This is a genomic window from Cognatishimia coralii (assembly GCF_037478305.1).
In the GTDB taxonomy this organism is placed as follows: domain Bacteria; phylum Pseudomonadota; class Alphaproteobacteria; order Rhodobacterales; family Rhodobacteraceae; genus Cognatishimia; species Cognatishimia coralii.
In genome coordinates this window covers 1,087,675-1,101,920 of record NZ_JBBGAZ010000001.1, presented here as the reverse complement: position 1 = coordinate 1,101,920, position 14,246 = coordinate 1,087,675, and the positions used below count along the sequence as shown (strand labels likewise).

The following is a 14,246-nucleotide window of genomic DNA, read 5'->3' as shown; positions in this document are numbered from 1 at the left end:
GTTAGCTGGCGAAAGCCGCCTCGATGGCTGCGCGGTTCACGTTGTCATGTTCCGCGATGACGACCATTTTGCCTTGGCGCGCCTCGTCTGGCTTCCAAGGGCGGTCAAACTGGTGACGTACCCGCGCGCCGACCGCTTGCACCAGAAGGCGCATGGGTTTGCCCTCGACGGCCGCATAGCCTTTGACGCGTAGGATGTTTTGCTCTTTCGCCATGGCCTCGACCTTGGCCGCAAAACTGGCCGCGTCGATCTGTTCGGGGATGTCGACAACGATGCTGTCAAAATCATCATGACTGTGGTCGTGATGGTGGTGGTGGTCATGGTCATGATCGTCGTCGTGGTCATGATGATGGTGATGATCTTCGTGATGGCTTGGACGGCTGTCCAGATCGTCCTCGGCGGCGGCGTTCAGGCCAAGGATAACGCGGGGATCGACCATGCCTTCGGCCACTTCGACAACTGGCAGTGGACGCGGAGAGTTTTCTTCGATCAAGGCCTTTGCCTTGGCAACGCCGTCTTCGCCGGCCAAATCAGGCTTGGTCAGCAGAATGATGTCCGCACAGGAAATCTGATCGCCAAAGACCTCTGCCAGAGGAGTTTCGTGATCCAAGCCCTCATCCGCCTCGCGCTGAGCATCCACTGCGGCAACATTCGAAGCAAAACGACCATCCGCAACGGCCTCGGCGTCGGCCAGAGCAATCACGCCGTCCACAGTGATCTTGCTGCGAATATCAGGCCAGTCAAAGGCCTTCAGCAAAGGTTTCGGCAGCGCCAGACCCGAAGTCTCGATCAGGATGTGATCGGGGCGGGGTTCCAGCGCCATCAGTGCTTCAATTGTAGGGATGAAGTCATCGGCCACGGTGCAGCAGATACAGCCGTTCGCCAGCTCCATAATGTTTTCGGCTGGGCAATCAGGGATCGCGCAGGATTTCAGGATGTCGCCATCAACGCCCACATCACCAAACTCATTCACAACAACCGCCAGACGTTTGCCCTGCGGGTTCTGCATCAGCTTGCTGACCAGCGTTGTCTTGCCAGAGCCCAGAAAGCCGGTGATCACAGTAACAGGAAGTTTCTCAAGCGTGCTCATAAGCCTTACTCCGGCAGGCGCAGCGGTGGGATCCGCGCGATACAGTTTTTACGAAAGTGAACGGGGCGTTCGCGCCAGGGCACGAGACCGTCCTCGGTGCCTGCGTATTTCACAAGTCCCTCATGGGCGAGAGCCGCATCCTCGGCGCCGGTGAAGTTGCCGTAGACATAGGTCCAACGATCTGCACCACCGCGCACGGCGATGGAACAGCCGCTGTCACAATTACTCAGGCATTCAGTGGTTTTCACGGTCACATGGGCGGGCCAGTCTTTGGCCAGCAAAGCCTCAGCCAGTTGTGCGCCCGGACGCGGGCCTTCCATATCCGTCGGCATGCCCGCGCGGCAGGTCGAACACACTAGAACCTCGACTGGTTCCATAGTCATCATGTCTCTCCTTTCAGGAGGGACAAGGGCGAGTAGGGCGGGCAACTTAGGCTAGCTCCCGACACCGGAACACCCCGTCCGGTTAAAGTCACAGGTGTTGGCAGGTCTCCCGGCTTACGGATCCCAAGGTTTCCCTTGGCGGATTTGGCCCTTCCCAGCTTGCGCCAGTGGCTTGCCAAACCCTCTCCGCTCACGGTCGCGGGGGCGGCTGCGGTTTGGATTGCGTCGCAATCCATGTCGCATTCCCTTTTCACCTGCACTAAGTACAGGAACCAACAGGACGGGAATGCGCCTATCCGCCCCCTGAGTCAAGTTAAGAGGACGACCCCATGAGTACAGATGCCGACATCTCTGCGCGTCACACCGAGAAAATGAAGAAAATCAAGGCCGCGCGGGACCGTTTGATGGAGAATAAGACCGAAGAAAAAGGTCTGATCATGGTGCATACGGGGCCCGGCAAAGGCAAGTCTTCCAGCGGATTCGGCATGATCATGCGCTGTATCTCTCATGGCATGCCAACGGCGGTTGTGCAGTTCATCAAAGGCGCTTGGGCGACGGGGGAACGCGACTTTCTTGAGACGCATTTCAAGGATGAATGTAAGTTCTATGTCTCGGGCGAAGGGTTCACCTGGGAGACCCAGGACCGCGACCGCGATATCGCCAAGGCCGAAGCGGGCTGGGAGCTGGCGAAGCAGCTCATTCGGGATGAGAGCAATCGGTTTGTGTTGCTGGATGAGATCAATATCGCGCTGCGCAATGATTATCTGAATATTGATGAGGTCGTTGAGTTTCTTTTGGAAGAGAAACCGATGATGACGCATGTGTGCCTGACAGGGCGGAACGCGAAGCCAGAGCTGATTGAGGCGGCGGATTTGGTGACGGAAATGACGCTGGTGAAGCATCCCTTCCGTGACGGGATAAAGGCGCAGAAGGGGGTTGAGTTTTAATGCCCCTCAAACGTCTCCTCACCGAATTCGGCATGGGTAGTTCCCTGCGCCGTCAGGACTATACCGAGGCCGCAACCCGCGCCGTCAAAGATGCGCTGTGGCACAATTCGATCAACCTCGCGGAGCTTTTCGGCAAAGACAAATCCGAGATGCAGATCACTGTGGAGGTCGCAGTGGCTCAACCCGACCAGATCGACAAAGCCAAAATCGCAGCGATCTTCCCCTACGGCCAAGTCACAGTGACCCCCGTCAAAGGCGGCCTCGACGTGCCGCGCCCCGAAGGCAACCCCACCGTCATCGCCAATGTCGCGATCTCGGTGGCGATGGATGTGGAGGTAAAACCATGAGCGATCAACGGTTTATCCTGGAAATGGGCATGGGCAATAACCTCTTCCGTCAGGACTATACCAAGGCAGCAGAACGCGCGATTGAAGACGCGATCCGTCATTCCTGCATTCCGATGTTTGGTACGCTTGGCATCCCCAGCGAAGAGATGCGCGTTTCCGTGACGATCGGTGTGCAAAAACCCGAACAGGTGGATTGCGCGGCCCTGGCCGAGGTGCTGCCACGCGGTAAGGCGACGGTCAAAGCCGTCTTTGGCGGTATGGATGTGACCAACCCAGACAACGGAACCGTGAATGTGATCGCGACGGCTGCGGTCGAGGCCTTTCTGCCAAAACAAGGGTAGCCCATGAGCAAAGCCATCATGATTCAGGGCACCGGCAGCAATGTCGGAAAGTCGATGCTGGTGGCAGGTCTCTGCCGTGCGGCTTTGCGACGTGGGTTGTCTGTCGCGCCGTTCAAGCCGCAGAACATGTCCAACAATGCCGCCGTCACGTCAGATGGCGGCGAGATCGGCCGCGCGCAGGCTTTGCAAGCCTTGGCGTGCAAATTGCCCACGACTGTGCATATGAACCCGGTCCTGCTAAAGCCCGAAACCGACGTTGGCGCTCAGGTGGTGGTGCAGGGCAAGCGGCTGACCACGGCCAAAGCGCGCGATTATGCCAAGCTAAAACCGCAGCTGATGACTTCGGTGCTTGAAAGTTTCAACCATTTGAAATCGCAGCACGATCTCGTCATCGTCGAAGGCGCAGGCAGTCCGGCCGAAGTCAATCTGCGCGCAGGGGACATCGCCAATATGGGCTTCGCGCAGGCGTCAAATACGCCCGTGATCCTCGCTGGAGACATCGATCGCGGCGGCGTCATTGCACAGATCGTCGGTACACAGGCCGTGATTTCTCCTGAGGACGCAAGCCTCGTCAAAGGCTTCATGATCAACAAGTTCCGTGGCGATCCCAGCCTGTTTGATGATGGCTACCAACTGATCCAAGATACGACCAAATGGCCCGGTTTCGGCGTGCTTCCCTATTTCTCTGACGCATGGAAACTCCCTGCCGAAGACGCGCTCGACCTCAAAGGATCCGAAACTACAGGCGACATCCATATCGTCTGCCTCGGCCTCTCTCGTATCGCCAATTTCGATGATCTGGACCCTTTGGCCCAAGAACCGGATGTCCGCCTCACCATGCTGCGCGCAGGCCAGCCGATCCCGGCAGATGCCACGCTCGTCATCATCCCCGGCAGCAAATCCACCATCGGAGATCTCGCCTTCCTGCGCGCCCAAGGCTGGGACATCGACCTGCAAGCGCATCTGCGGCGTGGCGGTCATGTCCTCGGGATTTGCGGCGGATATCAGATGCTTGGCGCCAAGATCTCAGACCCTGACGGTATCGAAGGCCCTGCTGGCGACACCAAAGGCCTCGGGTTCCTCAATGTGGAAACCCTGATGACTCCAAATAAAAGCCTGACCGAAGTGAACGCCAAACACGCAAGCTCCGGCATCGATTTCACGGGCTACGAAATCCACATCGGGCGCACCGACGGCCCCGATCGTGCCCGCGCCTTTGCATCGGTAAACAACCGTCCAGAAGGCGCAGCCAGCGAAAGCGGCAAAATCCAAGGCAGTTACCTGCACGGCATGTTCCGCGACGATGCGTTCCGCGCCGCGTTTCTTGCAAGCCTTGGCGCCAAGGCCACTGACGCCAGCTACGACCAAACCGTAGAAACCACTCTGGACTCTCTCGCGGACCACATCGAGGAGCATCTGGACGTTGAGGGCATTTTCGCCGCCGCGCGCTAGTTTCATCTTGCCCAAAATACTCCGGGGGAGGCGCCCTTCAGGGCGACGGGGGCTGGCCCACTGAACGCTTGCCACTGGCGCAGAGCTCGCCCATAGTCCTTGCGAACTTCGGACACCACAATGCTGCGCTTTCTATCCTGTATATTCTTCCTTGTACCGACAGTGGCGCTGGCCGAGATCACGGTCTTTGCGGCAGCGAGCCTGCGGGGTGTCTTGGATGAAATTCACGCAAGCGCACCGATCAAAGTGACGACCTCTTATGCCAGCAGCGCAGCACTTGCGCGCCAAATTGTACAGGGAGCACCTGCGGATGTGTTCTTCTCGGCCAACCAACTTTGGGCGACGTGGCTGGACGACCAAGCCGTAACAGAGACCTTCACCGCACAGGATATCCTACGCAATGAGCTCGTGGTGATTGCATCTGAAGCTGACCCAGACTTTGACATCGCGACGTTGCCCGAAACTCTTGGCGAAGGGTTTCTTGCGGTGGGTCACACACGGGCGGTCCCCGCCGGCATCTACGCCAAAGAAGCCCTGAGCAGCCTACGTCTTTGGGACGAGCTTCAGGACCGCATCATTCAGACCGACAATGTCCGCGCCGCCCTCCGCCTTGTGGCGCTGGGCGAAGCGCCATTTGCCGTGACCTACGCAACAGACGCGCTTGCCGATCCGGCGGTCCACGTGGTGCATCGCTTTGACAAAGAGGACCATAGCCCAATCATCTACCGCGTCGCCCAATTGACTAAGGGCGAAGCCGCAAACACCTACCTTGACCTTCTGCAAAGCCCCGCCGCCCGCGACATCTTTCGAGCGCATGGGTTTCAGGACATCGCACCATGACCTGGCTTGCGGACTATCTCGGCCCCGAAGGCTTTGCGGCCATGCGACTGTCGATTTGGGTCAGCCTCTGGGCGACGGCTCTCAGCCTGCCATTGGCGCTTTGGGTGGCGCATCTTTTGGTGCGCAAACGCTTTTGGGGACGAGAGCTTTTGAATATAGCGGTGCATTTGCCGTTGGTCTTGCCGCCTGTCGTCACCGGCTATCTTTTGTTGGTGACCTTCGGGCGACGCGCGCCTGTCGGGCAGTTCCTGGAAGACACCTTCGGTCTCTTGCTCGCGTTCCGCTGGACCGGCGCGGCGCTAGCGGCGGCGATCATGGGCTTTCCCTTGATGGTGCGCGCGATCCGGCTGGCTTTGGAAAACGTTGACCCAAAACTCGAAGAAGCCGCCGCCACGCTTGGTGCAAGCCGCTGGCGTATCTATGTGACCGTGACTCTGCCTTTGATGTTGCCGGGTGTCATCGCAGGCGCAGTGCTGGCCTTCGCCAAAGCCATCGGAGAATTCGGGGCCACCATCACCTTTGTCTCAAACATCCCGGGCCAGACCCAGACCCTGCCTTCGGCCATCTACGCAATGCTTCAAATCCCCGGAGAGGAGCCCCAAGCCTTTCGGCTGGTCATCGTCTCGACCGCAATTGCGGTGATCGCTCTTGTCGCCTCGGAACTGCTCGCGCGTCGGGCTGCGAATAGGGGGGGCTCATGAGTATCGAGGTTCAGATTTCTCATCATTTCCAAGGCTTTGATCTGGATGTAGCGTTTCACGCACCTGCTGGGGTGACTGCGCTGTTTGGTCCCTCTGGCGCGGGCAAAACCACGATCATCCAGTCGGTCGCAGGGCTTTTGACTCCGGACGAAGGGCAGATCACGATGTCGGGCCGCAAAGTCTTGGACCGCGCAGCGGGGATCAACCTTAGCCCTCAAAAGCGAAACATTGGCTATGTGTTTCAAGAGGCGCGGCTGTTTCCCCATCTAAGCGTGTCGCGCAATCTGTCCTATGGGCCCAAGGCGCGCGGGCAAGCTGTGGATCACGGCTATCAAGAGCAGATCGTAACGATGCTAGGGCTGGACCACTTGCAGGACCGCCGCCCTCAGGCCTTGTCTGGCGGGGAAAAACAACGGGTCGCCCTGGCGCGGGCCTTGCTGGCCAAGCCCGAGGTGTTGCTATTGGACGAACCTCTGGCCGCGCTGGATGCCGCGCGCAAAGAGGAAATTTTGCCTTACCTCGAACGTCTGCGAGACCACGCGCAGGTCCCGATCCTCTATGTGAGCCACTCGGTGTCTGAGGTCGCGCGTTTGGCAAACCACGTCATCTTGCTGAGAGACGGCAAGGTGGCGAAGGCGGGGCCCGTGGAAGAGGTATTCTCGGACACAAGCGCCGCCGCCGTTTTGGGATTGCGCGAAAGCGGAGCGGTGCTACGCGCGCGAGTCACGGCGCATCACGAGGATGGGCTCACCGAACTAAGCGGCGCGGGCACAAAGCTTCATTTGCCGCACGTAATGGCCTCGGTTGGGGATGATGTGCGCCTGCGGATCAAAGCCAGCGATGTCATGTTGTCCTTGAACCGACCGGACGGCATCTCTGCGCTGAATGTGATGGAAGCCCGCATTGAGGACATCCACGCAGGGCAGGGGCCGGGCGTTCTGGTGCGCTTGGCCTGCGGAGACGCCCATGTCTTGGCGCGGATCACGCAAAGATCTGCCAAAACCATGGCGCTCGCCAAAGGTCAGACGGTCTTTGCGATTGTTAAGTCGGTGTCGGTTGCGCAGGCTGATGTGGGTACCTAGTTGGACGTTTCGATACCTCTTGTCTAATGCGTCACTATCACTAGTATCGCGCGCGACCTCAGAACGGATGAACCCTACGCATGAATGGCTATCTAAAGCACCCGCTCGACACCTCTCGTGACATTGTCGAAGGCAAAGAAAACGGCAGGGTCTCGATTGTCTGGTACATTGATTTCACCAGCGACCGCATGCGCCGGATCCGCGATATCATGCGGCGCACGCGGCTGCGGGCTTTGCCGGAAAATGTGACCTTCGCCTATCGGTTCCTGCCGGCTGTCGGCAATGAGAACGGGTCTGACATTGCAGCCCGCGCAGCCATCGCTGCGGCAGCGCAGGGGCGGTTTGACGACATGCGCAACGCGCTGTTCTCGCGCCCTCCGCGCTATACGGTCGGCGTCGTCATGGCGATTGCCGAAGCGCTTGATATGGATCAGGACAAACTGCGCGACGATATGTTCTCAGATGAGACTACGCAGCGTCTGCAAGACGACCATGACAGCGCGATTGCCTCGGATGCCCATGGCGGCCCGCTCGTATTTATTGATAACCGTCAATATGTTGGCGCTTGGGATGAGGCCGCGGTCACTGAAGCAATCGAGAAGCCACTCGGTCTGCGGTTGCGCTTGGCGAGCGAAGACTTTTTCCACTGGGCGGCCTCGGCGGGCATGGTTCTGGTGGCGGCAACCATCGCGGCGTTGATCGTTGTGAATGTCGGCTTCCACGAAGCCTATGAACATCTGCGCCACACAAAGATGGGCCTGTTTTTTGCTGACGCGAAATTTTCGCTGTCACTGGAGCATTGGATCAACGACGGCCTCATGGCGCTTTTCTTCCTGATTGTCGGGATCGAGATCAAACGCGAGATGGTCGACGGAGAACTCTCGGATATGTCCCGTGCCGCCCTACCGATCCTGGGCGCGGTCGGGGGCATGGCGATGCCCGCGCTGATCTACGCGGCGATCAACTGGAACAGCCCAGATACGCTGCATGGCTGGGGTATTCCTATGGCGACTGATATCGCCTTTACGCTCGGGATTATGGCTCTGCTGGGCCGCCGCGTGCCGACCTCGCTCAAGATCTTTGTGTCTGCGCTTGCGATTGCCGATGACCTTGGCGCGATCCTCGTTATTGCGCTGTTCTATGGGCACGGCTTCCATATGGATGCTTTCCTCTTTGGCGTTGGCATTCTGGCGATCATGCTGGTTCTAAACCGCGCGCGGATCTACTCGCGCACGCCGTATCTGCTTTTGGGTGTGGTGCTTTGGTACTTCGTCTATGAAAGCGGGCTGCATGCGACGCTCGCAGGTGTTTTGACCGCCTTGGCGATCCCATCGCGGCGCTCGGCCAGCATTGAGGGCGTGGCAGAGCAGGCGGCCTCGGTCTTTGAAGCGGAGCGCGAGAGCAATTCTTCGGCCATCGGAGCTGGCGCTTTGGCGCGGCTTGAGTCTGCCGTCGAGCGGTTGCGCGAACCGGGGTTCCACCTGCAGCACGCTCTCGAAGGCTGGTCCAACTTCCTGATCTTGCCTTTGTTTGCCTTCTTTAACACCGGCATTTTGATCATCGGGTCGAGCTTTGCGCTGGGCTCGCCAGAGGTGCTTGGCGTGATGGCAGGGCTCGTGATCGGCAAACCACTGGGGATTTTCCTGATCTGTTATCTGGGTGTGCGTCTGGGTCTTGCGAAACTCTCACCCGAGATCTCTTGGACACAAGTCGTTGGCGCGGGGCTTTTGGCCGGTGTCGGCTTTACCATGTCGATCTTTATCGGTTCGGCAGCCTTCGCAGGCGAGCAGCTGGAAAGCGTCAAACTCGCGATCCTCATTGCCTCGCTGGTCGCAGGCAGCCTAGGGGCGCTCGTCCTCATTATGGCTTCCTCGCCTGAGACGGCTGACGGATAGGCCGAACTGAGCCTTAAACGCACGTGAAAAGCTCGACAGGCTGGCAAAGCCTGTCGCGAAACCGATGTCCCTGACAGTCATCGGTGTGTCTGTGGCAAGGCGATGGGCCTCGGTCAGGCGCAGGTGCAGGTAATAGCTTTGCGGTGGCTGGCCGACGTGCTGGGCAAAAAGCTGTTCCAGACGGCGCGGGGATTGATTGGTCTGTTCGGCGACCTCTTGAATCGGCAGCGGATCGGCCAAGGTCTGCGCCATCAGATCGAGCGCCTGTGTCACCACGGGCGGCCTACGCGGATCGCGGGGCAGGGAGCTGGGGGTTTGCCAGCGCCCTTCTGGAACCGGGTCATAGAGAAAGGCGCCTGCGGTGCGGCGTGCAAGGTCTCCGCCCCAGCGGTTGGCGATCAGATGCAGCATGAGATCAATCGCAGGCGAAGCTCCGCCCGAAGTGGCAAATGGCGGCGAGAGGCAATAGCGGTCGCGGCGGGTTTCGACCTCGGGAAAGCGGCTGGCGAATTCGTCGAGATCTTCCCAATGGGTGGTGGCCGGGTGGCCATTGAGCAGGCCCGCGCTGGCCAAGAGCCAGGGGCCGCCGTCAATCGCAATGATGCCAGTGTCTTGGTTCTTTAACCGCCTGAGGCTGGCGGACAGGCGTGGAGTTGCGTGGTTCAGCAAGTTGAACCCAGCAACGACGATCAGAAGATCACAAGCCTCGATGCTGGCAATCGGAGGGCCTTCAACCGTGAGACCCGTTGTCAGTCGCGCCGCCGTACCCTCGGCTGTTGCAAAGCGCCAACGAAACAAAGGCGCGCCGGATTTACGGTTGGCGGCTCGCATAGGATCGGTCGCGGCCGCAAAGGACAGCGTGTTGCTTTGGTCTAGAACCAGAACCACCGTATCCAGCGGCTTTGGGTCCGGAAGAAAGAGATCTCTTGCGGGTTTCATCAATTTTACTTCGTATTGAGAAAAGTACTTCTACGCAAGGCGCGGCATAGTGGATGAAAGCTAAATAGAGGAATCAGCTATGCCTTTGTCCATGAACCGCGAGGTCTTTATCACAGCCGCTGTCACCGGCTCTGGTGGCACTCAGGATCGCAGCCCCCATGTTCCACGCTCGCCAAAACAGATCGCCGAGAGTGCGATTGCCGCGGCCAAAGCAGGTGCTGCGGTGGTGCATTGCCACGTGCGCGACCCAGAGACGGGCGCTCCGAGCCGCGATCTGGCTCTGTATCGCGAGCTGACCGACCGCGTGCGCGACAGCGACATCGATGTGGTTCTGAACCTGACCGCAGGCATGGGCGGTGACATCGTCTTTGGCGACACAGAAAACCCATTCCCAGTGAACGCCGCCGCGACCGATATGATTGGCGCGACCGAGCGCGTGGCCCATGTGGCGGAATGTCTGCCAGAGATCTGCACGCTGGATTGCGGCACCATGAACTTTGCCGAAGCCGACTATGTGATGACCAACACGCCTGGCATGCTGCGTGCGATGGGTCAGATGATGACCGATCTGGGTGTGAAGGCGGAAATCGAAGCTTTTGACACCGGCCATCTGTGGTTTGCAAAGCAGCTGGTGGCTGAAGGGATCCTTGAGCCGAATGCTCTGGTTCAGCTTTGTATGGGTGTGCCTTGGGGTGCGCCAAACGATCTGAACACCTTCATGGCGATGGTCAATGCGGTTCCTGATGAGTGGACCTTCTCGGCCTTCTCGCTGGGTCGTGATCAGATGGCCTATGCCGCGGCGGCTGTTCTTGCGGGCGGCAACGTGCGGGTTGGTCTGGAAGACAACCTCTGGCTCGACAAAGGCGTTCTGGCCGAGAACTGGCAGCTGGTTGAGCGCGCGAATACCATCGTGTCCAACATGGGTGCGCGGGTGATTGGCCCTGACGAAGTGCGTGAGAAGCTGGGTCTGGTCAAACGCGCGCCGGTCGCGAAGTAAGCTTTTGGATGTTCTGGCGGGCTGGGGCTCTGCCCCAGACCCCGGGATATTTTGAGCAAGAGAAAAGGAAGAGCATCGTGACGCAGATTGCAACGATTGTTGGCGGTGGTGTGATTGGCGGCGGCTGGGCCGCTCGGTTTTTGCTGAATGGCTGGGATGTGCGGGTGTTTGACCCGGATCCAGAGGCAGAACGGAAGATTGGTGAAGTTCTGGACAACGCGCGGCGCTCGTTGCCGGGCCTGTCGGACACGGCTTTGCCTCCTGAGGGCAAGCTGAGTTTTCATGAGACCATGTCAGAGGCCGTTCAGGGCGCGACCTGGATTCAAGAGTCGGTGCCTGAGCGGATTGAGCTGAAGCAGAAGGTCTATCAGACGCTGCAGGAACATGCGCCGAAGGATGCGATCCTGGGGTCCTCGACCTCTGGGTTTAAGCCGTCCGAGTTGCAGAACTGCGCGAGCCGTCCAGAGCAGATCGTTGTGACCCACCCGTTTAACCCGGTCTATCTGATGCCGTTGGTGGAGCTGGTTGCGACCGAGAAAAACGCGCCGGAAACCGTTGAACGTGCAGCAGAGATCCTGAGCTCTGTCGGGATGTTCCCGCTGAAAGTGCGCAAAGAGATCGATGCGCATATTGCGGACCGTTTCCTTGAAGCGGTGTGGCGCGAGGCGCTGTGGCTGGTGAAAGACGGTATCGCCACGACTGAGGAGATCGACGAGTCGATCCGCATGGCATTCGGCATCCGCTGGGCACAGATGGGTCTGTTTGAGACCTATCGGATTGCAGGTGGCGAAGCGGGTATGAAGCACTTCATGGCGCAGTTTGGCCCGGCTCTGAAATGGCCTTGGACCAAGCTGATGGATGTGCCTGAGTTCACCGACGAGCTGGTCGATCTGATTGCGGATCAGTCGGATGCACAGTCCGGCCATCTGTCGATCCGCGAGCTGGAACGTATTCGCGACGACAACTGTGTCGGCATGATGCGCGCGTTGAAAGCCAACAACTGGGGCGCGGGTGAGGTGCTGAACAAGCACGACGAACGTCTGATTGCGCAAAGCGATCTGCCGCGCGCGATGTCTGACATCGCGTCTTTGGACGAGTTGGTTGTGACAGGGCGTCGTGCGGTGCCAGCGGATTGGCTGGACTACAATGGTCACATGAATGAAGCCTGCTATGGCACGGCGTTTTCCGAGGCGACCGATCGGCTGATGGAGATCATCGGCTGCACCAAGGAATATATCGCGACAGGTGGCAGCTATTTCACCGGAGAGACTCATATCCGCTATCTGGATGAGACGCATCTGGGGCAGGTCGTTGAGATCCGCACGCGGGTTCTGAAAGGCGAAGGCAAGAAGATGCAGCTGTGGCATGAAATGTATGAAGGCGACCGCCTCTTGGCGACCGGCGAGCATTTCTTGTTGCATGTGTCCTTGGAAACCCGTCGCCCCAGCGAGCCAAGCCAAGAGATCATGGACAACCTCGCGGCATTGGCGAGCGCCCATGCGAAACTGCCGGCCTCTGAGGGCGTTGGCCGCTATGTGGGGCAACCGCGCTGAGTCGGCGGGTTTTGATAACAGCGGGCGCGTCCGGGATCGGGCGCGCCATGGCCGAGGGCTTTGCTGCGGCCGGGTTTGACGTGTGGATCACGGACGTGGTCGCGGCGTCGTTGGCGGATTGTCCTGACACGTGGCGCAAGACGCGTGCGGATGTGTCCGATGAGGCTGCGATGGCCCATTTGTTTGCAGAAATTGACGCTGAGTGGGGCGGGCTGGACGTGCTCTGTGCCAATGCTGGCATCGCTGGGCCGACCAATGCTATTGGCGATATCGATCTTGCGGAGTGGCAGCGCTGTGTATCCGTAAACCTTGAAGGCGCGTTTCTGGCGACGAAATACGCAAGCCCCATGATGCGTGCGGCGGGGCAGGGATCCATCGTCTATACGTCTTCGACGGCGGGCATATATGGCTATCCCAATCGCGCGCCATATGCTGCGGCGAAATGGGGCATCATTGGCCTGATGAAAACCGTCGCGATGGAACTGGGGCCAGAGGGCATCCGCGCCAATGCGATCTGCCCGGGGGCCGTGGAAGGACCGAGGATGGAAGGCGTGTTAGAGCGCGAGGCCGCGATCAAAGGCATGACGCGGGACGAGGTTTATGCGGGCTATGCGGCGGGAACGTCGATGCGGTCTTTTGTGACGGCTGAGGATGTTGCCAATATGGCCGTGTTCTTGGGATCTGATGCAGCGCGTCTGGTGTCGGGGCAGGTGATTGCTGTGGATGGACACACTGAAAACCCGGATCCTAAGGTTTAAGTCAGACTGTCTAAATAGTCAGGCAGGCTGCGCGCCGTGACCGTTGCCTCTCGCACCAAAGCATCGAAATGTTCGGTAAACCCTTGCACCCGCGTTGTGTCGCGGAAGGCAAGGTAGTTGCGTCCTAAATAGAGCACCGCGAGCAATGGGCCAAAAACCGTGACGGGCGCCGAGTAAAGCTGGCGGGCGTCAAAGAGATAAAGTCTGAGGCGCGGATATAGCTGTTCGCTTAACTGCCGCATATGGGCGATCTGGGCGAGGCGGGTGTCGTCTGGGAGGCCGCTGTAATATCCTTCGCCGCGCGCGAAGCTGGCCATTTCATGCATGGGCAGGGCGATCTCATAATCGGAAGAGCTGTCGCGCATCCAGTTCAAACGGTCTTCGCTGGCACCGATGGCCTGTTCGGTCGTACGGCCCAGATGCGGTGAATATTCCCAGCTGAGCAACTCGCGCGTCTTGAGCATATCGGGCAGGCCGGCCGGCACATGACGGACTTTGTAGCCTGCGGCCTCTTGGTGCCAAGCAAAGATCTGTTCATCGACCAAGGCGCGCGGGGCTTCGGTTAGGGTTAGAGCATTTGCGACAATATCTTCGGCGCGCTCGGGGTTGTCTGTCAGGGACAAAAGCCAATCGGCAGAGACACCGAGGGCTGAGGCGCATTCCCCGACAACCTGTGCATTCGGCAGCCGCGCGCCTTTGTCTTTCAACAGTTGCGAAATCGTGGACCGATCTACGCCTGTCATCCGAGCAAGGGCGCTTTGATTGATTCCGCTGGTGCCCATCGCCTGTTCCAGACGTTGACGGAATCGTTCAGATCGGGCGCGTTTGTCGATTTTATCACTCATGAAGTGATAAATATCACATTTGGTGAAAAATGTTAATTACATTCAGAATGCCTCTCCTGCCAGTTTTTGACTAGGG

At 59.0% G+C, this 14,246-nt stretch carries 15 protein-coding genes and 1 riboswitch; of the genes, 11 read left to right on the top strand and 4 right to left on the bottom strand.

Translation table 11 applies throughout. From position 1 onward, the window contains the following. Window position 1: 1 nt before the first annotated feature. Together cobW and WG622_RS05520 are read right to left on the bottom strand one after the other, a co-directional pair. Window positions 2-1,090, bottom strand: coding sequence for a cobalamin biosynthesis protein CobW (gene cobW, locus WG622_RS05525; RefSeq protein WP_339402654.1), 1,089 nt, complete (start codon window positions 1,088-1,090; stop codon window positions 2-4). A 5-nt stretch (window positions 1,091-1,095) separates the two neighbouring features. After that, window positions 1,096-1,473 (bottom strand): DUF1636 family protein, encoded by a 378-nt coding sequence (locus WG622_RS05520; protein ID WP_339402653.1) that lies wholly within the window; start codon window positions 1,471-1,473, stop codon window positions 1,096-1,098. 82 nt (window positions 1,474-1,555) lie between these two features. Then, window positions 1,556-1,765: riboswitch (cobalamin riboswitch) on the bottom strand. A gap of 37 nt (window positions 1,766-1,802) precedes the next feature. Here WG622_RS05520 and cobO point away from each other — a divergent pair. The 8 genes from cobO (at window position 1,803) to nhaA (ending at window position 9,078) form a co-directional block, all read left to right on the top strand. Next, window positions 1,803-2,420 carry a cob(I)yrinic acid a,c-diamide adenosyltransferase gene (gene cobO / locus WG622_RS05515; RefSeq protein WP_339402652.1) on the top strand — a complete coding sequence of 206 codons (618 nt, stop codon included), beginning with the start codon at window positions 1,803-1,805 and terminating at the stop codon, window positions 2,418-2,420. Beyond that, a complete protein-coding gene (locus tag WG622_RS05510; RefSeq protein ID WP_339402651.1) occupies window positions 2,420-2,767 on the top strand; it encodes a Lin0512 family protein in 348 nt (115 codons plus the stop codon). The genes cobO and WG622_RS05510 overlap by 1 nt, the downstream gene beginning before the upstream one ends. Then, the gene (locus WG622_RS05505) at window positions 2,764-3,108 is read left to right on the top strand and encodes a Lin0512 family protein (RefSeq protein ID WP_209356875.1); all 345 of its coding nucleotides are present in this window, start codon (window positions 2,764-2,766) and stop codon (window positions 3,106-3,108) included. Before WG622_RS05510 ends, WG622_RS05505 begins: the two co-directional genes overlap by 4 nt. Before the next feature lie 3 nt (window positions 3,109-3,111). Continuing rightward, the gene (locus WG622_RS05500; protein ID WP_339402650.1) at window positions 3,112-4,560 is read left to right on the top strand and encodes a cobyric acid synthase; all 1,449 of its coding nucleotides are present in this window, start codon (window positions 3,112-3,114) and stop codon (window positions 4,558-4,560) included. 120 nt (window positions 4,561-4,680) lie between these two features. Continuing rightward, window positions 4,681-5,400: a molybdate ABC transporter substrate-binding protein gene (gene modA / locus WG622_RS05495; protein ID WP_339402649.1), complete on the top strand. Its 720-nt coding sequence runs from the start codon at window positions 4,681-4,683 to the stop codon at window positions 5,398-5,400. Continuing rightward, window positions 5,397-6,101 carry a molybdate ABC transporter permease subunit gene (gene modB / locus WG622_RS05490; RefSeq protein ID WP_339402648.1) on the top strand — a complete coding sequence of 235 codons (705 nt, stop codon included), beginning with the start codon at window positions 5,397-5,399 and terminating at the stop codon, window positions 6,099-6,101. The genes modA and modB overlap by 4 nt, the downstream gene beginning before the upstream one ends. Then, window positions 6,098-7,183 carry a molybdenum ABC transporter ATP-binding protein gene (gene modC / locus WG622_RS05485; RefSeq protein WP_339402647.1) on the top strand — a complete coding sequence of 362 codons (1,086 nt, stop codon included), beginning with the start codon at window positions 6,098-6,100 and terminating at the stop codon, window positions 7,181-7,183. The genes modB and modC overlap by 4 nt, the downstream gene beginning before the upstream one ends. An 80-nt stretch (window positions 7,184-7,263) precedes the next feature. Continuing rightward, on the top strand, window positions 7,264-9,078 hold the full coding sequence (nhaA, locus tag WG622_RS05480) for a Na+/H+ antiporter NhaA (RefSeq protein ID WP_339402646.1): 1,815 nt from the start codon (window positions 7,264-7,266) through the stop codon (window positions 9,076-9,078). Here the strand turns inward: nhaA and WG622_RS05475 are convergent. Continuing rightward, window positions 9,025-10,017, bottom strand: coding sequence for a GlxA family transcriptional regulator (locus WG622_RS05475; protein WP_339402645.1), 993 nt, complete (start codon window positions 10,015-10,017; stop codon window positions 9,025-9,027). The genes nhaA and WG622_RS05475 overlap by 54 nt on opposite strands. A 79-nt stretch (window positions 10,018-10,096) precedes the next feature. Here WG622_RS05475 and bcoG point away from each other — a divergent pair, with 79 nt between their 5' ends. The 3 genes from bcoG (at window position 10,097) to WG622_RS05460 (ending at window position 13,325) form a co-directional block, all read left to right on the top strand. After that, entirely contained in the window at window positions 10,097-11,014 is a 918-nt protein-coding gene (bcoG, locus tag WG622_RS05470) for a 3-dehydrocarnitine:acetyl-CoA trimethylamine transferase BcoG (RefSeq protein WP_339402644.1), read from the top strand. Between the two features lie 77 nt (window positions 11,015-11,091). Then, entirely contained in the window at window positions 11,092-12,567 is a 1,476-nt protein-coding gene (locus WG622_RS05465) for a carnitine 3-dehydrogenase (RefSeq protein WP_339402643.1), read from the top strand. Further along, window positions 12,564-13,325 carry an SDR family oxidoreductase gene (locus WG622_RS05460; protein ID WP_339402698.1) on the top strand — a complete coding sequence of 254 codons (762 nt, stop codon included), beginning with the start codon at window positions 12,564-12,566 and terminating at the stop codon, window positions 13,323-13,325. Before WG622_RS05465 ends, WG622_RS05460 begins: the two co-directional genes overlap by 4 nt. On the opposite strand, the gene WG622_RS05455 is transcribed toward WG622_RS05460, so the two are convergent. Next, entirely contained in the window at window positions 13,322-14,170 is an 849-nt protein-coding gene (locus tag WG622_RS05455; protein ID WP_339402642.1) for a helix-turn-helix domain-containing protein, read from the bottom strand. The genes WG622_RS05460 and WG622_RS05455 overlap by 4 nt on opposite strands. Between the last annotated feature and the right edge of the window lie 76 nt (window positions 14,171-14,246).